Source organism: Skermanella sp. (genome assembly GCF_059503625.1).
The window spans coordinates 1-22487 of the sequence record NZ_JCACHA010000564.1 but is presented as its reverse complement, the minus strand read 5'-3'; the positions used below and the strand labels follow the sequence as shown (position 1 = coordinate 22487).

Here is a 22487-nt window from a genome sequence, read left to right as displayed (position 1 = left end):
TATTTCAGGGTCACTCCCAGATCCGACTTGATGCGGTCGTTGCGGACTTTCTTGTTGTCGGCATAGAAGCTGGCCGCCATCGGCGACAGCTCGGCCTGCTCGAACGGCACCAGGGGAGGAGGCTCGACGCCCAGCAACTCGCAGGCATAGGCCGTAACCTCGTGGCCGGCTACCGGGTTGTCGTCGCACAGGTTGTAGGCCGCACCCGGATCGGGTTTCTCGACCGAGGCCCGCAGGACGCGCGCGATGTCCTCGACATGGATGCGGCTGAAGACCTGCCCCGGCTTGTCGATTCGGCGCGCCGTGCCGGAGCGCACCGCGTCGAAGGCGCTCCGGCCAGGACCGTAGATACCGGCAAGGCGGAAAAGGTGGACGGGAACGCCGCGCTGGCGCCACAGGGCCAGCCAGGCGTCCTCGGCTGCCGCCCGCTGCTTCTGCCGCCGCCCCGTGGGTTGGAGGGGCGTCGTTTCATCGACCCAAGCGCCGTCGTGATCGCCGTATACTCCGGTGGTCGAGAGATAGCCGACCCACTGGAGACCGGGCATCAGCGCCGCGATGTCGCCGCCGTGGTGGTCCAGCACGGGGTCGCCCTCCGCATCGGGGGGTACTGCGGTCAGCAGATGGGTCGTTCCCGCCAGCGCCGCGTTGGCATCGTCGAGCGGACGTACCCGGTCGAACAGGAAAGTCTCGATGCCCTTGGCTCGTAACGCCGCCGCCTTCTCCGGGCCACGCGTGGTTCCGGCAATGCGCCAGCCTTCGGGACCGACCAGATCGACGAAGGCCAGAGGGCTGAAGCCGAGCCCGAAGCAGAACAGACGGGGCACGGATGATGGCTGCATGATGTTGGCCTTGCGCTCGGGAACTTCAGGGCCGAATTTAGGAGCCACCATGACCAGAAACAATGTCCACCGGGCTTTCGCCCGCTCCATTCCGGCGGCCCTTATTCCGGCGGCCCTTGCCCTCTCGCTGCTCGCGGCCGGAACCGCCGGAGCCGCCGACCGCAAGCACCCGGCCAATCCCCAGCCCCAGGCGGCCCCCGCCGACCGGGAGGCGGTCAACCATGCGAGGGAGTCGACCGCCTGCCTCAAGCTTGCCGAGCGGGCGCCGGACGCCGCGTTCGACAGCGCCCTGACCTGGGAGGACCGTGGCGGCGGCGACATGGCCCGGCTGTGTCAGGCGATGGCGCTGTTCCACCAGGGTCAGTTCCAGGCCGCGGCGACGCGGCTGGAAGACCTCGTCCCGACGCTGGGGTCCAACACGGCGGAGGGAGCGGCCAGCCTGTTCGCCCGCGCCGGCTGGGCATGGCTGCGCGCCGGCAATTCCGACCGGGCCGAGCGTGCCTACGGAGCGGCGCTGGAACGCACTCCCCAGGACCCCGAACTGCTGATCGACCGCGCCTTTGCCCGGGCGGAAGCCCAGCGCTACCAGGATGCGGTGGAAGACTTGAACCGGGCCATCGCGATCGCGCCGAACAGTGCCGAACCGTATGTCTACCGGGCCGGCGCCTACCGGTCTCTGGGCAAGCAGGACAAGGCGATGGAGGATGTCCAGCGCGCGCTGGCGCTGGAGCCTTCCAATCCCGAAGCGCTGCTGCTGCGCGGCAACCTGCGGGCGGCGGGCGGCAATCAGGACGGAGCGCGGGCCGACTGGCAGTTGGTGACCAAAGTCGATCCCGACACCGCCAATGCCCGCGCCGCTTCCGACAACCTCAAGCGGCTTCAGACCGGACAGGTCGCCAAATAAGCCGGAAGCTGTCGCAGTTTAACGAATTCTGGTGAATCCGGAGGCTACACCGGACGGGCGAACAGCAAAGAGGATCGCCCTGATGGAAGCCGACTATCAAGAGGCCTTGAACGGACGGCTGCGCGAAGTGGCGCAGGCAGCCCAGTCGGTCCACGGTTTCATCAACGAACATGCCGGCGCCCTGCTCTACCAGTTCGCCCGCTTCATCGCCCCGGTACCGACCGTGGTCGAACTCGGCTCATGGCGCGGCCGGTCGACGATCTGGCTGGCGGCAGGCATATTGGATCGCGGCGAAGGCCAAGTCCATGCGGTCGACACCTGGCAAGGCACCCCGCACGAGCCGGAACACCAGAGCCTGCTTGCGGAGTACGGACCGGACGACCTGTTCAACGAGTTCTGGGGCAACATCATGAGCGCCGGCTTGGCCGATCAGGTCGAACCGGTGCGCTCGCCAACAGTCGAAGCCGCCCGGGGGTGGCCGGGGGACCGGCAGATCGGCCTGCTGTTCATCGATGCCGACCATAACTATGAAGCGGTCCGCCGCGATTTCGAGTTCTGGTCGCCCTTCGTGGCGCCCGGCGGCTACATCGTGTTCGACGACGTGCCGGACTGGCAAGGTCCGACCCGCCTGATCACCGAACTGCCGAAGTGGTTCCGCTTCCTGAACGCCAAGCACAACCTGATGGCTTTCCAGCGCATTCCCGGATAACCCGCTCCCACCCCTGCCCTGCCCCTGCCGGCGGCTCGTTCCTAGACTGCCGGCTCGCGCTCGCGGCAGCCCTCGAAGATGTCTTCCATGATCCGGCGCAGGTCGTATTGCTGGCGCCAGTCCGGATAATCGCGCTGGAATGCCCGGATGTCGCTGATCCACCAGATATGGTCGCCGACGCGGTTGCCGTCCTGATAGCCGACATTCATCGGCCGGCCCGCCAGTTCCTCGCAGATCCGGATCGCCTCCAGCATGGAGCAGTTGGAGAACCGGCCGCCGCCCATGTTGTAGACGGCACCCGAGCGCGGCGCCTGGAAAACCTCCCAGAACGCCGACACCAGGTCGTGGGAATGGATGTTGTCGCGGACCTGCTTGCCCTTGTAGCCGAACACCGTGTAGCGGTTGCCGCTGACCGCGCATTTCATCAGGTACGACAGGAAGCCGTGGAGTTCGGCCCCGGAATGGCCGGGACCGGTCAGGCAACCGCCCCGGAAGACGGCTGTCTTCATGCCGAAGTAGCGGCCGTATTCCTGCACCAGCACGTCGGCCGCGACCTTGGAGGCTCCGAACAGGCTGTGCAGGGTCTGGTCGATGCTCATGGCTTCGGGGATGCCGTGGGCGGCCCAGGGATGGTCGGGCGACAGCTCCCAGCGGGTTTCCAGCTCGACCAGCGGCAGGGCGTTGGGGGTGTCGCCATAGACCTTGTTGGTGCTGGTGAAGATGAACACGGCCCCCTCGGCGAAGCGGCGCGTCGCTTCCAGCAGGTTGAGGGTACCGTTGGCATTGGTGGTGAAATCGGTCACCGGCTCGCGCGCGGCCCAGTCGTGGGACGGCTGCGCCGCCGTGTGGATCACCGCCGCGATGTCCTTGCCGTAGCGCTGGAAGATGGCGTCGATCGCGGCGGCGTCCCGGATATCCACCGGTTCATGCCGGTACGACGGGAAATCGCGGCACAGCCGCTCGCAAGCCCATCTGGTGCTGGCGCCCTCGCCGAAGAAATATTGCCGCATGTCGTTGTCGATGCCGACGACGTCCATGCCTTTACCGGTGAAGAAGCGCACGGCCTCCGCACCGATCAGGCCGGCGGACCCGGTTACGATGACAATCGACATGACCGCGATTCCTTGAGCAGCTCGAGGGGATACGGGCGATTACAAACCCGCTTTCGCAAAGTTTTGGTTAATCCTCGGCCACCAGCTGCTCCAGTCCCTGGCGGCGCGGGCCGTCGCGCACCTGCGTCAGCAGTTCGACCAGCCTGTCTCCCATGGGGCCGAGATGGTAGCTCTTCACCACCTCCCCGTAGGCGCGCTCCGCGATCGACCGGCGCAGTCCGGCGTCAAGGATCAGCGTACCCATCCGCCGCATGTAGCCGGCGATATCCTGGGCCAGCATGCCGCTCTCGCCGTCGCGGATGATATGCTCGACCTCGCCGACCGGAGTCCCGAGCACGGCCACCTTCATGGCCATGTATTCGAACATCTTGGTCGGGCTCTTGCAGTGGTTGAACGGGCTGTCGGACAGCGGGAGCAGGCCGATATCGCAGCCGGCGAGCAAGGCGGGCGCGTCGGCCGGGTCGATCCGCTCGCGAAGCACGAGATTGCCGAGATGGGCATACTTGGTGCCGATGACATGCTTGAACTCTCCCCAAGCGTCGCCGAACCCGATGATCGTCAGGCGCGCGAGATCGCGGATCGACGACGGCAGCGCCGCGAAGGCATCCACCGCCATCATCACGTCGGATACGATCTGGGGTCCCCACAGATCGCCCAGCCAGATCAGCTCCACCGGATCGCCGGGCTGCCGCTCCGGCCGGGCCTGCTCCCTCAGCGATGCGTTGAACACCGACAGGTCGGTGCCGGTCGGGATCAGCTCGCAGTTCTCGTTGAACTGCTTCATGATCTCGATAAGCCGGCGGCTCGAACAGATGCACAGCTCGGAGTTCTTCGCCATATCGGCCGTGGCCGGGAAAGGGCCGACGCCGGGGAAGAACCGCGAGATGCGCGGCAGGAAATGCGACTGGAAATCGAAGTCGTCATAGTCCAGCACGACCGGATTGCCGTTCGCGCCGGCCGCGATCGCGACGGACAGGCTGTGATACGAGACCTTCTGCATGTAGAAGATCGCGGTCGGATTGACCTTGAGGATGTCGGCGCCCAAAGCGGCGATGCGAAGCTTGGTCTGCTCGTCCATCCTGTAGGCTGCCGACCCCTGTCCCGGTGCGCCCAGATGGTCGAAGAAGGACAGCACTTCGGCATTGAGTCCGCGCTCGCGGCACGCCTTGGCGAAGGTGTAGGCGCGGATCCTGCTGGGCGCCAAAGTAAAGCCATCGGCTGCCACGAAGATGACGTCCGCCCGGCGGATACCTTTGATCTGCGCTTGCGAGAAACTTACATCCTGCACGATCGGCTATCCAATTGGAGTTATGACAATCCGGCAGGACACTTCGGCACGATTTGGTTAAAGAACACTTACCCCAGCATGCCGGCCATTCGGACCCTACACTTCGATTTCCAGCTTGACCGCTGCCTCGACTTGCGCCTTTCTACACTATTAGGATTACCTCTGGTGGCGCGATGCGGATTCTGGTAACTGGCGGAGCGGGTTTTGTCGGGTCGAACCTGGCGTCCTTCTTCAAGCGCGACAATCCGGACGCGGCTGTCGTGGCATTCGACAACCTGCGCCGGCGGGGCAGCGAACTCGCCTTGCCGAGGCTGCGAGAAGCCGGAGTCGAGTTCCGCCACGGCGACGTCCGCAACGCCGAGGATCTTGCCGAGGCCGGCGATTTCGACCTGATGATCGAGTGCTCGGCCGAACCTTCGGTCCATGCCGGCTACGGCGCTTCGCCGGCCTATGTGATCAACACCAACCTGACCGGGACCATCAATTGCCTGGAAGCCGTGCGCCGCTGTGGCGGCTCATTGGTTTTCCTGTCCACCAGCCGCGTCTATCCAATTGCCGGGCTTCGCGCCCTGCCCCTGAACGCCGCCGGCTCCCGCCTGGCGCTGGACGAGGGGGCGGCGGGTCCCGGCTGGTCCGCCGACGGGATCGGCACGGGTTTTCCCATGGCCGGCAGCCGCTCGATCTATGGCGCCACGAAGCTGGCGTCGGAACTGATGATCGAGGAATATGGCGCGATGTACGGCTTGCGCGCCGTCGTCAACCGGTGCGGCGTGCTGACCGGGCCGTGGCAGATGGGCAAGGTCGATCAGGGCTTCATGGTGCTGTGGGCGGCCCGCCACCTGTTCGGCGGCGGCCTCTCCTACATGGGTTTCGGCGGCACCGGCGCTCAGGTGCGGGACGTCCTTCACGTCGCCGACCTCTACGACCTCGTCCGCATCCAGGTCGGCGATATCGGCCAGCATGCCGGCCGGACCTACAACGTCGGCGGCGGCGCTGGGGTCAGCGTCTCGCTGGCGGAACTGACGCAGCTGTGCGTTCGGCGCTGCCAGCGCGTCGCCACACTCGGCAGCGACCCCGAGACGCGGGCCGCCGATATACCCTGGTACGTCACCGACAACGCCGAGGTGACGGCGGCGACGGGATGGCGGCCTTCGCACGGCGTGGAAAAGATCGTGGACGACATCTTCGGCTGGCTGGAAGCCCATGCCGGCGAGCTTCAGCCAATCTTGCGCTGAACGCCTCCTTTCCGCGTCAACAGGATTAACGGTTCCTTATCGGTTGCGAACTACGCTTCGGCGGTCCGGCAGAGCGACGACTTGCCGCAGGAGGAGAAGCCCCATGAAAGTTCTGTTCAGCAACCCGCCCTGGTGGCTCGAGCAATTCACGATCAACGACAATGGGGCTTCGCATGACATGTGCCTGGCCGGCATCCGTGCGGGGTCGCGCTGGCCGCACACGATCCATACCCATTCGACCCCGGACAACTTCATCTTCGGCGGCTACCTGCCCTACCCGTTCTTCATGGGATACGCCACCACCTACGCGGCGCGGGCGACCGGCGCCGAGGTGGTGATGCGCGACAGCCTGGCGCTGCGCGAGAGCTATGCGACATACTTCAACCATCTGCGCGAAGCGAACTACCGCTACATCTTCATCGAATCGGCCTCGCCGAGCTGGGAGCATGACGGCCAGATCATCTTCGCGATCAAGAAGGTGGTGCCGGAGGCCCGCATCGTCGTAACCGGCCCGATCTCCTCCAAGGCCAAGGAGATCATGGAGAACTTCCCGGTCCACGCGGTCATCAAGGGCGAGTACGAGAAGGGTTCCGTGCGGGTCCTGGAGGGCGAGGAAGGCATCATCGAGCACGACCTCCTGACCCTGGAGGAAATGAACGGCGCGCCCTTCCCCTACTATGACGAGGTCATCGCGCATCGTTACTGGGACGACAACCCGCGCGGCCAGTCCGCTCCCCACGCCCAGGTCTGGTCGAGCCGGGGCTGCCCCTTCAAGTGCATCTTCTGCGTCTGGCCGGCGACCATGACCGGCAACGATCCGGACGGCACGGGCAAGCGGTCGGTGCGCCACTACACGCCCGAATACATGGAAGCCTTCCTGTCCGAACTGACCGGCAAGTACGGCTACAGCTCGATCTATTTCGATGACGACACCTTCAACATCGGCAACAGCCACGTGCTGAAGATGTCGGAGGTGATGAAGAAGATCGGCTTGCCGTGGTCGGCCATGTGCCGCGCCGACACGTCCCGCATGGAAAGCTGGAAGGTCATGCGCGACTCCGGCTGCTACGGCGTCAAGCTGGGATTCGAATCCGGCAACCAGTGGGTCGTGGACAACATCGTCAACAAGCACCTGGACCTGGAATACGCGACCAGGGCCGTCCACGAGATCAAGCGCCTGGGCATGACCGTCCACGGCACCTTCACCTACGGCCTGCCGGGCGAGACGCACGAGCAGATGATGGACACCAAGCGCTTCGTAGCCTCCTTGCCGCTGGACACGTGGCAGGAATCCGGCTGCGCCGCGATCGAAGGAACGCCGCTGTCCAACCTGGAAGAGGAGAAGGTCCAGAAGGCTTTCCCCGGCGCCGTGGCCGACGACAACTACGTGCTGGAATCCGATGGCGCCAAGAAGTGGCGGGAACTGGCGTTCACCCTCGCCAATTCCTGAACGGCAGATAAAGCCGCAGGGGAGCCGCGTCGTCTCACCGCTTTCGCTGGCCGGGTGTTTCCGCTAAGGAATACGGGTCGATCCCGCATCCCTTGATGTCTGTCACCGCCCCGCCATGCCAAACGGACCTTTAGCGCTCTACCGTTCCCGCCGGGGCACCGGCACCCTGAAAGCCGACGCCGCGCAGGAATACGCGGCGGAGCGGTTGCAGTCGCTGTTCCAGGCATTGCGGGAGTACAGACCCGCCATGGGCAAGGTCGGCTGGCGGGCGCGCTTCGGCCTTACCCGCCGCCCGGACCCCGCTCCGCAGGGCCTGTACATCTTCGGCGATGTCGGGCGCGGCAAGTCGATGCTGATGGACCTGTTCTACGAGACGGCGCCGGTGGAGAACAGGCGCCGGGTCCATTTCCATGCCTTCATGATCGAAGTGCATGAACGGCTGCACCAGCACCGCCAAGCGGCCAAGGAAGCTGAAGCTGACGGAGGCGGGAAGAAGACCGGCGACGAATCCATCCCCGACCTCGCCCGCGCCATCGCCGACGAAGCGTGGCTGCTCTGCTTCGACGAGTTCCACGTCACCGATATCGCGGACGCCATGATCCTGGGCCGGCTGTTCACCGCCCTGTTCGACCTCGGCGTCGTGGTGGTCGCGACATCCAACTGGCCGCCCGACGACCTCTACAAGGACGGGCTCCAGCGCGACCTGTTCCTGCCTTTCATCAGGCTGCTTAAAGAAAAGGTCGACATCGTCGAGCTTTCCGGCCCGACCGACTACCGCAGGGACCGGCTGAAAGGCTCGCAGGTCTATTACTGCCCCCATGGCCCGGCGACGGAACGGGCGCTGCACGACCTGTTCGAGACGCTGACAGGGGGCAGCCCCAGCACCCGCTGTACCCTGACCGCCCAGGGCCGCAAGGTCGAAGTGCCGAAGGCCGCGCGGGGAGTCGCCTGGTTCTCCTTCCACGAACTCTGCGCCCGTCCCCTGGGCGCCGGCGACTATCTGGCGATCGCCACCCATTTCCACACGGTCATCATCGACCGCGTGCCGAAGATGAAGGAAGCCCAGCGCAACGAGGCCAAGCGCTTCATGACGCTGATCGACGCCCTGTACGAACACAAGGTGAAGACCATCATCTCCGCTCAATGCCCGCCAGAGAACATCTACAACGAGGGCCTGCATGCCTTCGAGTTCCAGCGAACCGTCAGCCGGCTGATGGAGATGCAGGCGGAAGACTACCTGGAGGCGGAACATCTGACGTGAAAGACAGGCGGCAGCCTGCCTTTGCCAAGGGATTAGTGAAGAAAAAGCGTCGTCATTGAGTACTTAATCTTACACCAATAAGAACATTTAAATAGACGGCATCGCAATCGTTGCCATCTTCCGATTTTCAACTGTATACCCGCGTCAGTTCCGAAATTCCCGCAGGAGCTGGCGTATGCAAGCCATGGACGGCGTGCGGCATGTCCGCAGCATCTGGATCTCCGATGTTCATCTGGGAACGCGCGGGTGTCAGGCGGACCTGCTGCTGGACTTCCTGCGGTGCCACGAGTCCGAATATCTGTATCTGGTAGGCGACATCGTCGACGGCTGGCGTCTGAAGCGGAGCTGGTACTGGCCGCAGTCCCATAACGACGTGGTCCAGAAGCTGCTCCGCCGGTCGCGGAAGGGCACCAAAATCTTTTACATCCCCGGCAACCACGACGAAAGCTTCCGCGACTTCATCGGTATGCTGTTCGGCGGCATCACGATCCTGCAGGACGCCATCCATACCACCGCCGACGGCCGCCGCTTCCTGGTGATCCATGGCGACCAGTTCGATGTGGTCGTCCAATACGCCAAATGGGCCGCCCATCTGGGTGACAAGGCTTACACCGGATTGCTAATGGTCAATACATGGTTCAACCATGTGCGCCGAAAGCTGGGCTTCACATACTGGTCCCTGTCGGCCTATCTGAAGCACCGCGTCAAGAATGCCGTCGAGTACATCGGAGATTACGAGAAGGCGCTGGCCGACGAGGCTCGCCGTCGCGAGGTCGATGGAGTCATCTGCGGACATATTCACAGCGCTGAAATACGTCCGATGGAAGGGGTCCTCTATTGCAACGACGGCGATTGGGTCGAATCCTGCACGGCGCTGGTCGAACTGGCGAGCGGCGAGCTGCAGATCGTCGACTGGGCGGCTTCACGTCGATCGCTGCCGGTCAGGGCCGCAGCGTGAAGATCCTGATCGTATCGGACGCCTGGTACCCGCAGGTCAACGGCGTCGTCAGGACCCTCGCCACCGTCCGGGACGAGCTTGTCAAGCTCGGCCATTCCGTCGAGATCATCGGTCCCGACCGCTTCCGTACCGTCGCCATGCCGACATATCCGGAAATCCGGCTGGCGGTCGGGGCCGGACGCAAGATGGCGGACCTGATCGAAGCGGCCGATCCCGGCGCCATCCACATCGCGACCGAAGGACCCTTGGGTTTCGCCGCCCGATCATGGTGCCTGAAGCACGATATCCCCTTTACGACCGCCTATCACACCCGCTTTCCGGAATATGTCCGCGACCGCGCGCCGATCCCGCTGGCGCTCAGCTACGCCCTGGTCCGCCGCTTCCACGCGCCGGCCTTCGCCGTCATGGTTGCTACGAAGTCGATCGAAGATGCGCTGACCGCCAAGGGTTTCCGCAACATCCGCCGCTGGTCGCGCGGCGTCGACACCGGTCTGTTCCGTCCGCGCGACAAGTCGTTCCTCGATTATCCCCGGCCGGTTTCCCTGTATGTCGGCCGCGTCGCCGTCGAGAAGAACCTGGAAGCGTTCCTCAAGCTGGATATACCCGGCACCAAGGTCGTCGTCGGCGACGGTCCCCAGATGGAGGAATACCGGCGGCGCTACGGGGACGTGAAGTTCGAGGGCGCGCGGCACGGCGAAGAACTGGCGGCCTATTACGCCGCGGCGGACGTCTTCGTCTTTCCGTCCAGAACAGACACCTTCGGTCTGGTGCTGCTGGAAGCATTGGCATCGGGAGTACCGGTCGCGGCGTATCCGGTCCCCGGTCCGCTCGACGTGCTGGAGGTGCCGGAGGGCGCCGCTCCGGTCGGATGCATGGACGAAGACCTGGGCATCGCGATCGCATCGGCCCTGAAGATCCCGCCGGAGCGCTGCCGCGAGCATGCGCTGACATATTCCTGGCGCGCATCGGCCGAGCAGTTCCTCAGCAACCTCAGGCCTTTAAGCCAAAACGCCGGCTATCTCCGGGCTGTATGAGGATAGCCGGCGCTTGTCCGGGCTTTGTCTCCGACCGGCGCTCGAAAAGCCTTAGCCCTCTTCGACTATCGTGGTAAGGTGCGCGGCTTTTTTCACGCCGGGACTGGTCACCGTTCTAAATGCTTCAGACGATCTATCGCGGGCTGACGGAAATCGGCGGGCCTGCGATACGGTTGTATCTGGCCCGCCGCCGTGCCGCAGGCAAGGAAGACCCGGTACGCCGCCTGGAGCGCCTTGGGCTGGCGTCATGCCCGCGTCCGTCCGGACGGCTGGTGTGGTTCCATGCCGCCAGCGTCGGCGAATCGCTTTCCGTCCTGATCCTGATCAACCGCCTGATCGACCGTTACCCGGACCTGTCCGTGCTGATCACGACAGGTACCGTGACCTCGGCCGAGTTGATGGCGAAGCGCCTGCCGCCGCGCGCCCTGCACCATTACGTGCCGGTGGACCGGATGCCCTGGGTGCGCCGGTTCCTCGATCACTGGCAGCCCGACATGGCGCTGTGGATCGAGTCCGAGATCTGGCCGAACCTGCTGCACGAGATCGGACGGCGAAAGATCCCCTCGGCGCTGGTCAATGCCCGGATGTCCGCCGGATCGTTCCGAAAATGGTCTCGGGTACCGGGCTTCATCGGTCCGCTGCTGAAGGTCTTCCGCCTGTGCCTGACCCAGACTGAGACGGAAGCCGACCGCCTGCGCCGGCTGGGTGCGACCGACGTCCGCTGCCTCGGCAACCTGAAGTTCTCGGCGGAACCCCTGCCCGCCGACGACCGGGCGCTGGCTGAAATGCGCGAAGCCTTCGGCAACCGGCCGGTCTGGCTGCTCGCCAGCAGCCATCCGGGCGAGGAAGCCATCGCCGCCGATGTCCATGCCGAACTCCGCTCCGTCCTGCCCGGCCTGCTGACCGTCATCGTCCCGCGCCACCCGGAACGCGGCGGCGAGGTCATGGAGATGCTCGGCGGGCGCGGGTTGAAGGCGGCGCGACGTTCGGCCCACCGATTGCCCGCCATGGACCACGAAGCCTATGTCGCCGACACGATGGGCGAGCTGGGACTGTTTTTCCGGCTCGCTCCCGTCGTCTGCGTGGGCGGATCGCTGGCCCCGATCGGGGGCCACAACCCGGTCGAGCCGGCCCAGTTCGGCTGCGCCGTGATCTACGGCCCCCATATGACCAACTTCTCGGAGGTGGCCGCCCAGCTGGAAGCCGGCTCCGCGGCGCTGCGCGTCGCGGACGCCGCCGGCTTGAAGCAAGCCGTCGGACGCCTCCTGACCGATGGCGCGGAGCGGTCGCGGCTGGGGAACGCCGCCCGCGAGGTGGCGGAGCGCAACCGGCGCGTGGTCGACGCGGTGCTCGACGCCCTGGCGCCGACCCTGGCCGAGGCCGGAATAGCGGCGTCGCCATGAAGGCCCCAGCGTTCTGGTACGCTCCGCCGGGAAATGCCGCGCGGCTGCTCAGCCCCGCCGGCTCGCTGTTCGCGGCGCTCGGACGCGCGCGGCTGGCGACGGCAAAGCCGGTGCATCCGGGAGTACCGGTGATCTGCGTCGGCAATCTGGTCGCCGGCGGCGCCGGCAAGACACCCGTGGCGCTGGCAGTGGCCGAGGTGCTGAAAGCCCGCCGCGTCCATTTCCTGACGCGCGGCTACGGCGGCCGCGAACGGGGTCCCCTCCTGGTGGACAGGACCAAGCATGATTCGGCCGATGTCGGCGACGAGGCGCTGCTGCTCGCCGCGTCCCGCCCGACCTGGGTCGCCCGCGACCGGATCGCGGGAGCGAAGGCCGCCACCGCAGCCGGAGCCGAGACGGTGGTCATGGACGACGGTTTCCAGAACCCGCGTCTGGCGAAGGACCTGTCGATCCTGGTGGTCGACGGCGGGGCCGGCTTCGGCAACGGGCACGTCATTCCCGCCGGTCCGCTGAGGGAGCCGGTGGACGCCGGAATGGCCCGCGCGGATGCCGTGGTGGTGCTGGGCAGGGACGATGCGGGCATCGGGGCGCTGGTTGCCGGACGGCTTCCCGTGCTGTCGGCACGCCTTACCCCCGCCCGGAACGTCGCGGACGCGCTGCGGGGCCGCAGGATCGTCGCTTTCGCGGGGATCGGACGTCCGGGCAAGTTCTTCGCGACGCTGGAGGAACTGGGGGCCGAACTGGTCGGCCGGCTTGCGTTCGCGGATCATCACCCCTATGACCCTGACGAGATCATGCGCCTGGTGGAATACGCCGACAGCCTGGGCGCCGTTCCCGTGACGACCGCCAAGGATGCCGTCCGCCTGTCGGAAGCCGCCCGTGCGATGGTCCACGTGCTGCCGGTCTCGGTCACCTGGGACGATCCGGCGGCGATCCGCCACCTGCTTACCCCTTACATGACGTCCAGCCTGCCCAATGCCCGATAAACCACATGGCCAGTAGAAGCCAATCCGCACGGCGACGCCGCCGCTACGTGGGGTATCCGCTGGAAGCGGCATTCCTGTACCTGATCTATGGCATCTTCATAGTCCTCCCGCTGGATACGGCCTCCGCCTTCGGCGGATGGATCGGCCGGACCATCGGCCCGCGCCTGCGCGCGTCGCGCAAAGCCCGGCGCAACCTGGATCGCGCCATGCCGGAACTGTCCGAGAAGCGCAGGGATGAGATCATAACCGGCATGTGGGACAATCTGGGCCGCGTCATGGCGGAATATCCGCACCTGGACCAGATCTGGACCCGGACCGACATGATCGGCGGCGAGATCGTTGACGAAATCGCCGCCTTCCGGCAAAAGCCGACGCTGTTCTTTTCTGCCCATACCGGCAATTGGGAAGTCGGTCTGCTGGGCGCCGCCCGCCACGGCCTGCACGTTACGGCGGTCTATCGCAGGCCCAACAATCCGGCCATAAGCTGGCTTATCAGCAAGGCGCGCTCGGTGATCGGCAGCCGGATGGTTCCCAAGGGCCGCGATGGGGCGCGTGAAGTCGTGGCGACCCTGCGGAACAAGGGGGCCGTCTGCATAATGATCGATCAGAAGATGAACGATGGCATTCCCATCCCGTTTTTCGGGCGCGACGCCATGACCGCTCCGGCCTTGGCCCAACTCGCCTTCAAATACGACTGCGCGGTCGTGCCGGTCTTCGTCGAGCGTCTCGAAGGCGCGCATTTCCGCCTGACCGTGTCCCCTCCGCTGGAGTTGATCGATTCGGGCGACCGGAATGCCGACGTGCGGGCATTGATGATCCGCATCAACCAGATGGTAGAAGACCGGGTCCGAGCCCGGCCGGAGCAGTGGCTGTGGCTGCACCGCCGCTGGCCGGATTAGTCCGGTCAGGATTGGTACCCGATCGTGACGGCGGACTGTTGTCCGGGCCACTAGCGGGTCTGCTCACCCTTTTCATAAGGTCAGACCCACCCAATATCCGATAAAGCCGATCACCGATAAGTGCAAACCGCCGACAAGAATGTCTACAAAGACCGAGTTCGCCCGACGCCGCCGCCGTTACGTGGGATATCCACTGGAAGCGGCCTTCCTTTATCTGATCTACGGCATCTTCATGGTGCTCCCGCTGGATACCGCATCCGCCTTTGGCGGCTGGATCGGCCGGACCATCGGTCCGCGCCTGCGCACGTCGCGCAAGGCCCGGCGCAACCTGGATCGCGCCATGCCGGAACTCTCGGAAGCGCGCAGGAAAGAGATCCTGATCGGCATGTGGGACAATCTGGGCCGTGTCATGGCGGAATATCCGCACCTAGACGAGATCTGGAAACGGACGGAGGTGGTCGGCGCGGAAATCGCCCAGGAAATCGCCGCCTCCAAGAAGCCGGCGCTGTTCTATTCCGCCCATACCGGCAATTGGGAAGTCGCGCTGTTGGGCGCTTCCCGCAACGGTCTGCCGGTCACGGCAGTCTATCGGCGGCCCAACAACCCGGCGGTAAGCTGGCTGATCGACCGCGCCCGCTCGGTCATCGGCAGCCGTCTGGTTCCGAAGGGGCGCGATGGCGCACGGAAAGTCGTGGCCGCCCTGCGCGAGAACGGGACCGTCTGCATGCTGATCGACCAGAAGATGAACGATGGCATCCCGGTGCCGTTCTTCGGGCGCGACGCCATGACCGCGCCCGCGATCGGCCAACTTGCCTACCGCTACAAATGCGCGGTCATCCCCGCCTTCGCCGAGCGTCTGGGCGGTGCCCATTTCCGCCTGACGGTCATGCCGCCCGCCGAGTTGCCGCAACTCGGTAATCGCGACCTGGAAGTCCGTCAGATGATGGCCGAAGTCAACTTACAGGTGGAAAAGTGGATACGGGCGAGGCCGGAGCAGTGGCTGTGGCTGCACCGGCGCTGGCCGGATTAGAAAAGAACCCCCTGCCCTGCCTTCGGGCCGGCCTTGCGCGACTTGCCTGTTCCCCCCGCTTCCGCCTTCCGCGCCACGCCGCCATGACCGACGATGGCATCGACCTTGCCGTCGTGGAACTCCACGGTGACGGGCATACCTGCCTTGGCATCGGCGGCCGACGTGATCCGCTGCTCGTCCTGATCGGTCACCAGGGCGAAGCCGCGCTCCAGGATGCCGCGATAGGAATAGCTCTCCAGCAAGGCCGCACCCGAGCGAAGGCGGCTGGTCCGCTCGGTCAGCAGCCGGACGTAGCCGGCATCCATCCGCTCGCCCAAATCGGTCAGTCGGCGCTCGCCCTCGCTGACACGGATGCGGATCGGCATCAGCGTCAGGCGGGAGCCGACCCGCCCCAGACGGCCTTCTTCCGCCGCGACGACCTGCCGGAGACCGGCGCCGAGCGCGCGGGCCTCCGATTGCAGCCGCCCCTGCGCTGCGGTCAGCACCTCGCGCGGGTGGCGCAGCTTGGCCGCCAGTTCGGCTACCCGCGTCCGCCGCCGGTCCAGCGCGCCGGTCATCGCCATGCCCAGCCGTTCGGCGCGGTCGTCCAGCCGCTGTATGCAGCCCTCCAGCAGGCTGTGCGGGTCGCCAAGGCCCCGCGCCAAGCCGTCCACATGGTTGCGCCGCTCCTGGATCATCCGGCCGGCGGAACCGGCAAGCCGGCGCTGGCAGTCGAATACCTGCGCTATCAGGTCGGCCCGCACGGGCACCGCCATCTCGGCGGCGGCGGTCGGAGTCGGCGCCCGTCGGTCGGAGGCGAAGTCGATCAGGGTCGTGTCGGTTTCGTGGCCGACGGCGGAGATCAGCGGGATCTCGCTGGCGGCGGCGGCGCGGACGACGGCTTCCTCGTTGAACGCCATCAGGTCTTCCAGCGAGCCGCCGCCGCGCGCGACGATGATCAGGTCGGGACGGGGCACCGTCCCGCCGGGCTTGAGAGCGTTGAACCCCCGGATCGCGGCGACTACCTGGGCAGCGGCGCTTTCACCCTGCACGGCGACCGGCCACAGCAGCACGTGACGCGGGAAGCGGTCGGCCAGCCGGTGCAGGATGTCGCGGATCACCGCCCCGGTCGGTGAGGTCACGACACCGATGACGGCCGGCAGGAAGGGCAGCGGCCGCTTGCGCGACGGTTCGAACAGCCCTTCGGCGGCCAGACGGCGCTTCCGCTCCTCCAGCAGCTTGAGCAGCGCGCCTTCGCCCGCCAGTTCCATCGACTCGATCACGAGCTGGTACTGCGAGCGGCCGGGGAACGTGGTCAGGCGGCCGGTGCAGATGACCTCCATCCCGTCCTCGGCCCGGATCGACAGTTTCGACACGGAACCGCGCCAGCAGACCGATTCGATGACCGACGTCTCGTCCTTCAGGCGCAGGTAAAGATGGCCGGAGCTATGGAGCTTAGGCTGCGATATCTCGCCGCGTACGCGCACATAGCCGAAGGCGCTCTCGACCGTACGCTTCAGCGCCCGCGACAATTCGGTCACGCTGAGTTCGGCAAGATTGCTTCCGGGACGGTCCGACCGGGGATCCCGGTCCATTAAGGGTTGGTCTTGTGTCATGGCGTCGGCATGATACAAGCCTGCGCCATGGCAACAAGTCCGTAAGGGATTAGGGTCTCATGAAGGTTCTGGTGGTCGGCTCGGGCGGACGCGAGCACGCACTATGTTGGGCAATCGCCGCGTCGCCTCTTTGCGACAAGCTATACTGCGCACCCGGCAATGCCGGGATCGGCCGGGAGGCCGAATGCGTGCCCATCAAGGCCGACGATCTCGACGGTATCGTGCGATTCGCCACGTCCAACGCCATCGACTTCGTCGTGGTCGGTCCCGAACAGCCGCTGGTGCTGGGTCTGGTGGACCGGCTCGAAGCGGCCGGAATCAAGACTTTCGGCCCGACGGCAGCCGCCGCGGCCCTTGAAGGATCCAAGGGCTTCATGAAGGACCTCTGCGCGAAGTACGGGATTCCGACGGCTGCCTATGGCCGCTTCACCGACGCCGAAGCCGCCCGCGAGTTCGTCCGTGAACGCGGCGCTCCGATCGTGGTCAAGGTCGATGGGCTGGCCGCCGGCAAGGGCGTCACCATCGCCCGCACGGTGGAGGAGGCGCTGGCTGCCGTCGACGAGGCCATGGTCGACGCCCGGTTCGGTTCGGCTGGGGCCGAGCTGGTGATCGAGGAATTCCTGGACGGCGAGGAAGTCAGCTTCTTCGCCCTGGTGGACGGCACCACCGCCCTGCCGCTGGTCTCCGCCCAGGACCACAAGGCCGCTTTCGACGGCGACACCGGCCCCAACACCGGCGGCATGGGAGCCTATTCCCCGGCGCCCGTGATGACCCCGGCGCTGGAAGCCCGCGTCATGCGCGAGATGATCGAGCCGACCGTGCGCGGCATGGCGGCGGAAGGACGGCCCTTCAGGGGCGTGCTGTTCGCCGGGCTGATGATCGTCGAAACGCCGGAAGGCCCGGCGCCCAAGCTGCTCGAATACAACACCCGCTTCGGCGATCCGGAGACCCAGGTGCTGATGAAGCGGCTGATGTCCGACGTGCTGCCGGCGCTGGTGGCATCGCGCGACGGCGTCCTGAAGAACCTTCAGCTCCGCTGGTACGACGACTCGGCGCTGTGCGTCGTCATGGCCGCCCGGGGCTATCCCGGCGACTACCGCAAGGGAACGGAGATCCAGGGCCTGGACGAAGCCGGCGTCCTGCCGGACGTATCGATCTTCCATGCCGGCACGGTGCTGTCGGCCGACGGCCATGTGCTGGCCGACGGCGGCCGGGTGCTCGGCGTCACCGCCATAGCGCCGACGGTCCGCGACGCCCAGGCGCTCGCCTATGAAGCCGTGGACCGCATCCACTGGCCGGAAGGCTTCTGCCGCCGCGACATCGGCTGGCGGGCGATCGGCCGGAGCTGACCGGAACAGATGGGCGCCGCCTTGATTAAGCCGTGGTCGGGCGATAACAACGCTCACCGCCCGACCGGGCCCAGCTTGCCGATGCCGTTGCCGTGACCCTCTCGATCCCGATCCGGCGGACTGCCCGCCAAGCCGCCCCGTCCGTCAGGCTCACTGCCCTGGCGCTGGCGGTCGCGGTTCCGCTCGGGCTGGTCCTGCTCAATCTGGCGATGGGACAGGACGCCAATTGGGATCTGCGGAACTACCACTGGTACAATCCGTACAGTTTCCTGAACGGCCGCTTCTTCTTCGATGTCGTCCCGGCCCAGACGCCCAGCTTCTACAACCCGACGCTGGACGTCCCGTTCTTCCTGCTCGGCAATGCCGTGCCGGCCCCGGTCGCCTACAGCATTCTGGCCTTCGTCCAGTCGCTCAACTTCGTCCTGCTGTTCGCGCTGGCCCATGCCGTCCTGCGGATCGACCGCCCGCTGGCGAAGGTCTGGGCGGCGGCGGCGATAGCATTGGTCGGGGTCGCCGGCGGCGGCAATCTCTCGCAGATCGGCACCACCTTTCACGACAACACGATCAGCCTGGGCGTCTTCGGCGCCATGCTGCTGGTGGTTTATCGCTGGGACCGGATCGTGGACGGGCCTGCCTCGTCCGCTCTCGGAACGGCATTCCTGGCCGGCCTGCTGGCCGGAACCGCGATGGGGCTGAAACAGCCTTCGGTGATCTACTGCATCGGCGTCTGCTTCGCCTTCGCCGTCGTTCCCGTAACGGTGAAACAGCGGTTCCTGCTGATCCTCGCCTGCGGATTGGGGATCGTCGCATCGTTCGCCCTGCTGTCCGGGCACTGGATGTGGTTCCTGTGGGAAACCCACGGCAATCCCGTCCACCCCTACTACAACCACATCTTCAAATCTCCGCTGGGCGCCATCAGCGACTACAAGGACCTGCATTACCATCCCAAGACGATGCTGGACCGGCTGGCGCTGCCGTTCCGGTTCAGCCTCGATCCGGAACTGGTCGGCGAGATCGTGTTCCGCGATTTCCGGATCGTGACGCTCTATGTGATCCTGCCGGTAGCCGCCCTGGCGAGCCTGATCGGCTTTGGCAGCCGGGACGCGGCTCCCTCCGCCCCAGGACCTGCCCGCTGGCTGCTGACCGCCATTGCGCTGTCCTATGCCGCCTGGGCATGGATGTTCTGCATCTACCGCTATGCGGTCCCGATCGAGATGCTGGCGCCGCTCGGCATCGTGCTTGCCCTCGGATTGCTGCCGCTCTCCCGGAAAGTCCATTGGGGCGCGGCTGCGCTGATCCTGGCCGCCCTTCAGGCGACGACCGTCTGGGGAACGTGGGGACGGTCGGACTGGACTGCTCATGTGGTCGAGTTCAACATGCCCGCAATTCCGGACCCGGACCATACGATGGTGCTGATCGGGGGATATCAGCCGGTCGGGCACCTGATACCGGCTTTTCCACCTCGGATCCCCTTCGTGAGGTTGCAGAGCAATTTCGTCCAGCCGGATTCGACCGACAACGGGTATTCGGAAGTGCTTCGGCGTAGGGTGATGGAACATCGCGGGGATTACTTTATGATCGCCACGGTCCCCGATACAGATATCGCGGCCGATGCCGCCGCGTTCTATGGATTGACCTTGGACTGGGATAGCTGCCAGATCCTTCACAACAATCTCGGTGAGCCGCACAGCTTCTGCGCGGTCCGTCGTAATCTGGCGGATCCTCAGTGATTTACTTCGAAATCAGGTGACTTTTGATAGACCAATTCTCCGACGCACGCCAAGACCTTGTCCCGGACACGAACCGGGTCGGCGCCGGAATTGCCGCAAACGATGTTCCGGACGCTCTTCCGGCCGAACTGTCAGGCCTCGAGATCGCCGTCCTGATCCCGTGCTACAACGAGGAAGCGTCGATCGCGTCGGTCGTGCGCGACTTCCGCGCCACGCTGCCCGGCGCCAGCATCTATGTCTATGACAACAACTCCAAGGACCGTACGGTCGAACTGGCGCGCGAAGCCGGCGCCACGGTCCGGACCGAACCGCTCCAGGGCAAGGGCAACGTGGTCCGCCGGATGTTCGCGGACATCGAGGCGGACGTCTATGTCCTGGTCGACGGCGACGACACCTACCATGCTCCCAGCGCGCCGCTGCTGATCTCCAAGCTGGTGTCCGAACAGCTCGACATGGTCAACGGCGCGCGGGTGACGGAAATCGTCGAGGCGTATCGTCCCGGCCACCGGTTCGGCAACATGATGCTGACCGGCATCGTGGCGAAGATCTTCGGCAACCGGGTCGCCGACATGCTGTCCGGCTACCGCGTCTTCTCGCGCCGGTTCGTCAAGAGCTTCCCGGCCCTGAGCGGCGGGTTCGAGATCGAGACGGAGCTGACCGTCCACGCGCTGGAACTGCGGATGCCGATGTCCGACGTCGAGACGCCCTACAAGGACCGCCCACCCGGCTCCGCCAGCAAGCTCAGGACCTATTACGACGGTTTCCGCATCCTGAAGCTGATCCTGGTGCTGGTGAAGGAGGAGCGTCCGCTCCAGTTCTTCAGCATCATGTCGGGCGTGATGGCCTTCATCGCCCTGGTGCTGGCCTGGCCGGTTCTGGTCACCTTCCTCCAGACCGGCCTGGTGCCCCGTCTGCCGACGGCGGTGCTGTCGACCGGACTGATGCTGCTGGCCTTCCTCAGCCTGACCTGCGGCCTGATCCTTGAAACGGTGACGCGCGGACGGCGGGAGATCAAGCGGATGCAGTATCTGCGGGTACCGGCTCCCGGCAGTCGTCCGCGCAGCGTCGAAACGGGATCCGGTAGCGGTACCGGGGGTGGAACCGCACTATGATCCGCCGCGTGTTTTCGGCCGAACTGATCAAGTTCGGCCTGGTCGGGGTGATCGGACTCGGCGTCGACATCGCCGTGCTGTACCTGTGCCTCGACATCAGCGGCCTGGGCCTGTACGCGTCGCGCGTCGTCTCGTATCTGGCGGCCGCATCGACGACCTGGGCGCTTAACCGGGCGTTTACCTTCAGCGGCAATCATGCCGGCAAGATCCACCACCAATGGGCACGCTTCGTAGCCGTCAACGCCTTCGGGGGCGCCGTCAACTACGCGGTCTATGCGGCACTGATCGCGTCCGGCGACCCCTTCACGGCGCATCCGGCATTGGCGGTGGCGGCCGGTTCGCTCGCCGGCCTTTTCTTCAATTTCACCGCTTCGAAGAAGCTGGTCTTTCGCCGCGCATGACGTTCCGTCCCTTCTCCGGCGGTAACCGCATCCCGGCAGCCTGACACGAGTATTTTTGAACATGGATGAAAGCACTCTAATCAGCGCCCTGGTGATGGGCGTGGTCGAAGGCTTGACCGAATTCATCCCCGTCTCGTCGACCGGGCACCTGATCCTGCTGGGCGACCTGATCGGGTTCCAGGGACCGCCGGGCCGGCTGTTCGAAGTGGTGATCCAGCTGGGCGCGATCCTCGCCGTCTGCGTCGTCTATTTCCAGCGGCTGCTGCACATCGCCGTCACGCTTCCCAGCAGCCGGGAATCGCGCCGGTTCGTACTGGCGATCCTGCTTGCCTTCCTGCCCGCCGCCGTGATCGGCGTGTTTGCTCATGGTTTCATCAAGAGCGTGCTGTTCAATCCCTATGTCGTGTCCGTGGCCCTGATCGCCGGCGGCATCGCGATCCTGTGGATCGAGCGCAACCTGCCCGATCCCCGTCATTTCGCCGTGGAAGATTTTTCGCCGCGGCTGGCGCTCGGCATCGGCTTCGTCCAGACGCTGGCGATGATACCGGGCGTCTCGCGCTCCGGCGCGACGATCCTGGGCGCCCTGCTGATGGGCGTGGAGCGGCGCACGGCCGCCGAATTCTCCTTCTTCCTGGCGATCCCGACGATGCTGGGCGCGGTCGTCTACGATACCTACAAGAACTACAGCACCCTGACCTCCGACGGCTCCCTGGTCATCGCGATCGGGTTCGTCGCTGCCTTCGTGGCCGGTCTGCTGGTGGTCCGCGGCCTCGTCGCCTTCGTCGGGCGCTACGGCTTCACGCCGTTCGGCTGGTACCGCATCGCCCTGGGCGTGGTCATGCTGGCGTTCCTGTCACTGCGCTGAAGCCGCCACACCCTTGACGATAATAGCGAATGGTAATATCGCGCGTCCTCGGAGAGGGCTTGAGTAAAACCGGAACTCCCCGTAATACTTTCGCGCGGAGTATGGGGCGTCTTGCCCCGGCAGGGGAGGTCCGGAGATGGTGCGGGTGCGGGGCGGCTTTGGCTGTCTGGTAGCGTTGTTCACCGCCGTCATGGTTTGCCTTTCCCTACCCGGCCGCGCCGGTCAGTTGACGCAGGAGCAGCGGGAGGAAGCCGATCTCTTCGTCCTCGGCAATACCGTCTTCATCCTGTACCACGAGCTTGGCCACGCGCTGATCGACCAGCTGGG

At 65.6% G+C, this 22487-nt stretch carries 21 protein-coding genes; 17 read left to right on the top strand and 4 right to left on the bottom strand.

Annotated features, from left to right (window positions below):
• Positions 1 to 839 (bottom strand): SDR family oxidoreductase (locus AC5JJ6_RS12780; protein WP_496042403.1); only part of this gene is annotated, 839 nt, incomplete at its 3' end.
• Positions 840 to 888: 49 nt separating this feature from the next.
• Between AC5JJ6_RS12780 and AC5JJ6_RS12775 the strand changes: the two genes are divergently transcribed.
• A complete protein-coding gene (locus AC5JJ6_RS12775; protein WP_496042402.1) occupies positions 889 to 1743 on the top strand; it encodes a tetratricopeptide repeat protein in 855 nt (284 codons plus the stop codon).
• A gap of 82 nt (positions 1744 to 1825) precedes the next feature.
• On the top strand, positions 1826 to 2452 hold the full coding sequence (locus tag AC5JJ6_RS12770; RefSeq protein ID WP_496042401.1) for a class I SAM-dependent methyltransferase: 627 nt from the start codon (positions 1826 to 1828) through the stop codon (positions 2450 to 2452).
• A 41-nt stretch (positions 2453 to 2493) separates the two neighbouring features.
• Here the strand turns inward: AC5JJ6_RS12770 and AC5JJ6_RS12765 are convergent, their stop codons facing one another.
• Complete coding sequence (locus AC5JJ6_RS12765; RefSeq protein WP_496042400.1) at positions 2494 to 3564, bottom strand: NAD-dependent epimerase/dehydratase family protein; 1071 nt, start codon at positions 3562 to 3564, stop codon at positions 2494 to 2496.
• A gap of 67 nt (positions 3565 to 3631) precedes the next feature.
• Positions 3632 to 4852: a glycosyltransferase gene (locus AC5JJ6_RS12760; RefSeq protein WP_496042399.1), complete on the bottom strand. Its 1221-nt coding sequence runs from the start codon at positions 4850 to 4852 to the stop codon at positions 3632 to 3634.
• Positions 4853 to 5025: 173 nt separating this feature from the next.
• Between AC5JJ6_RS12760 and AC5JJ6_RS12755 the strand changes: the two genes are divergently transcribed.
• The 9 genes from AC5JJ6_RS12755 (at position 5026) to AC5JJ6_RS12715 (ending at position 15108) form a co-directional block, all read left to right on the top strand.
• The gene (locus AC5JJ6_RS12755; protein ID WP_496042398.1) at positions 5026 to 6087 is read left to right on the top strand and encodes an NAD-dependent epimerase/dehydratase family protein; all 1062 of its coding nucleotides are present in this window, start codon (positions 5026 to 5028) and stop codon (positions 6085 to 6087) included.
• A gap of 103 nt (positions 6088 to 6190) precedes the next feature.
• Complete coding sequence (locus AC5JJ6_RS12750; RefSeq protein ID WP_496042397.1) at positions 6191 to 7537, top strand: B12-binding domain-containing radical SAM protein; 1347 nt, start codon at positions 6191 to 6193, stop codon at positions 7535 to 7537.
• A gap of 115 nt (positions 7538 to 7652) precedes the next feature.
• Positions 7653 to 8798, top strand: coding sequence for a cell division protein ZapE (gene zapE, locus AC5JJ6_RS12745; RefSeq protein ID WP_496042396.1), 1146 nt, complete (start codon positions 7653 to 7655; stop codon positions 8796 to 8798).
• 175 nt (positions 8799 to 8973) lie between these two features.
• Complete coding sequence (locus AC5JJ6_RS12740) at positions 8974 to 9756, top strand: UDP-2,3-diacylglucosamine diphosphatase (protein ID WP_496042395.1); 783 nt, start codon at positions 8974 to 8976, stop codon at positions 9754 to 9756.
• The gene (locus tag AC5JJ6_RS12735) at positions 9753 to 10790 is read left to right on the top strand and encodes a glycosyltransferase family 4 protein (RefSeq protein WP_496042394.1); all 1038 of its coding nucleotides are present in this window, start codon (positions 9753 to 9755) and stop codon (positions 10788 to 10790) included. The genes AC5JJ6_RS12740 and AC5JJ6_RS12735 overlap by 4 nt, the downstream gene beginning before the upstream one ends.
• Before the next feature lie 119 nt (positions 10791 to 10909).
• The gene (locus AC5JJ6_RS12730) at positions 10910 to 12193 is read left to right on the top strand and encodes a 3-deoxy-D-manno-octulosonic acid transferase (RefSeq protein ID WP_496042393.1); all 1284 of its coding nucleotides are present in this window, start codon (positions 10910 to 10912) and stop codon (positions 12191 to 12193) included.
• Positions 12190 to 13179 (top strand): tetraacyldisaccharide 4'-kinase, encoded by a 990-nt coding sequence (gene lpxK, locus AC5JJ6_RS12725; RefSeq protein ID WP_496042392.1) that lies wholly within the window; start codon positions 12190 to 12192, stop codon positions 13177 to 13179. The genes AC5JJ6_RS12730 and lpxK overlap by 4 nt, the downstream gene beginning before the upstream one ends.
• Positions 13180 to 13184: 5 nt before the next feature.
• Positions 13185 to 14078, top strand: a complete 894-nt coding sequence (locus tag AC5JJ6_RS12720; protein WP_496042391.1) for a lysophospholipid acyltransferase family protein — start codon at positions 13185 to 13187, stop codon at positions 14076 to 14078.
• 139 nt (positions 14079 to 14217) lie between these two features.
• Positions 14218 to 15108 (top strand): LpxL/LpxP family acyltransferase, encoded by an 891-nt coding sequence (locus AC5JJ6_RS12715; protein WP_496042390.1) that lies wholly within the window; start codon positions 14218 to 14220, stop codon positions 15106 to 15108.
• Here AC5JJ6_RS12715 and xseA read toward each other — a convergent pair.
• On the bottom strand, positions 15105 to 16682 hold the full coding sequence (xseA, locus tag AC5JJ6_RS12710) for an exodeoxyribonuclease VII large subunit (protein ID WP_496042389.1): 1578 nt from the start codon (positions 16680 to 16682) through the stop codon (positions 15105 to 15107). The genes AC5JJ6_RS12715 and xseA overlap by 4 nt on opposite strands.
• Before the next feature lie 80 nt (positions 16683 to 16762).
• Here xseA and purD point away from each other — a divergent pair, with 80 nt between their 5' ends.
• The 6 genes from purD to AC5JJ6_RS12680 all read left to right on the top strand — a co-directional run.
• Positions 16763 to 18052 carry a phosphoribosylamine--glycine ligase gene (purD, locus tag AC5JJ6_RS12705; RefSeq protein ID WP_496042388.1) on the top strand — a complete coding sequence of 430 codons (1290 nt, stop codon included), beginning with the start codon at positions 16763 to 16765 and terminating at the stop codon, positions 18050 to 18052.
• 92 nt (positions 18053 to 18144) lie between these two features.
• The gene (locus tag AC5JJ6_RS12700) at positions 18145 to 19782 is read left to right on the top strand and encodes a hypothetical protein (RefSeq protein ID WP_496042387.1); all 1638 of its coding nucleotides are present in this window, start codon (positions 18145 to 18147) and stop codon (positions 19780 to 19782) included.
• A gap of 23 nt (positions 19783 to 19805) precedes the next feature.
• Positions 19806 to 20894 carry a glycosyltransferase family 2 protein gene (locus AC5JJ6_RS12695; protein ID WP_496042386.1) on the top strand — a complete coding sequence of 363 codons (1089 nt, stop codon included), beginning with the start codon at positions 19806 to 19808 and terminating at the stop codon, positions 20892 to 20894.
• Complete coding sequence (locus AC5JJ6_RS12690) at positions 20891 to 21295, top strand: GtrA family protein (protein WP_496042385.1); 405 nt, start codon at positions 20891 to 20893, stop codon at positions 21293 to 21295. The genes AC5JJ6_RS12695 and AC5JJ6_RS12690 overlap by 4 nt, the downstream gene beginning before the upstream one ends.
• Before the next feature lie 61 nt (positions 21296 to 21356).
• Positions 21357 to 22160, top strand: coding sequence for an undecaprenyl-diphosphate phosphatase (locus tag AC5JJ6_RS12685; protein WP_496042384.1), 804 nt, complete (start codon positions 21357 to 21359; stop codon positions 22158 to 22160).
• A gap of 136 nt (positions 22161 to 22296) precedes the next feature.
• Positions 22297 to 22487 (top strand): hypothetical protein (locus AC5JJ6_RS12680; protein ID WP_496042383.1); only part of this gene is annotated, 191 nt, incomplete at its 3' end.